Raw genomic sequence first — 1,048 nt, forward strand, 5'->3', positions numbered from 1 at the left:
TGCCCCTGGGAGTCGAGGACGTAGAGGCGGGTATTGGCGACGGGCCTGCCGATGGGGATGGAGGAGAGGGAGGAGCCGCGAGCGCAGTGGAAGAAGGAGACGTCGACGGCGGCCTCGGTGGGGCCGTAGAGGTTGTGGAGCTCGGAGGAGGGGTGAAGGCGCGAGTGGGCGCGGTGGACGAGGTCCGCGGGGAGGGCCTCGCCGGAGCAGAGGACGCGGCGCAGGTGGTTGAGGGAGTCGAGCCCCGGCTCCTCGAGGAAGGCGCGGAGCATGGAGGGGACGAAGTGGACGGTGGAGACGCGCTCGTCGGAGAGGAGGCGGACGAGGTAGGCGGGGTCCTGGTGTCCGCCGGGCCTGGCGAGGACGAGGCGAGCGCCGGTGAGAAGGGGCCAGAAGAACTCCCAGACGGAGACGTCGAAGCTGAAGGGAGTCTTCTGGAGGACGGTGTCGAGGGCGGTGAGGGAGTACTGCTGCTGCATCCAGAGGAGGCGGTTGACGACACCGGAGTGGGCGTTCATGGCGCCCTTGGGGCGGCCGGTGGAGCCCGAGGTGAAGATGACGTAGGCGAGGGAGTCCGGGCCCGCGAGAGGGGAGGGGGAGGCGGAGGACTGACGGGAGACGGCGTCCCACTGGGTGTCGAGGCAGAGCACCTGGGAGGCGTGCTGAGGCAGGACGGAGGTCAGGCGTGAGTGGGTGAGGAGGACGGGGGCCTGGGCGTCCTCGAGCATGCCGGCGAGACGCTCGCGCGGGTAGGCCGGGTCGAGGGGGACGTAGGCGGCGCCGGACTTGAGGACGGCGAGGAGTGAGACGACGAGGTCGAGGGAGCGCTCGAGGCAGACGGCGACGAGGAGGCCCGGGCGGGCGCCGAGGGAGCGCAGGTGGTGGGCGAGTTGGTTGGAGCGGGCGTCGAGCTGAGCGTAGGAGAGAGACGCGCCCTCGAAGCGGAGGGCTTCGGCGTGAGGCGTGCGGAGGGCCTGGGCCTCGAAGAGGGAGTGGAGGGTGGCGTCCTCGGGGTAGCGGACGTGCTCGCCCTGGAAGTCGGAGAGCA

At 71.1% G+C, this 1,048-nt stretch carries 1 protein-coding gene; it reads right to left on the reverse strand.

The features are described from left to right. Window positions 1-1,048 (reverse strand): AMP-binding protein (locus K8625_RS43575; RefSeq protein ID WP_223786115.1); only part of this gene is annotated, 1,048 nt, incomplete at both ends.

The organism is Myxococcus sp. AS-1-15 (genome assembly GCF_020037055.1).
Lineage (GTDB): Bacteria > Myxococcota > Myxococcia > Myxococcales > Myxococcaceae > Myxococcus > Myxococcus fulvus.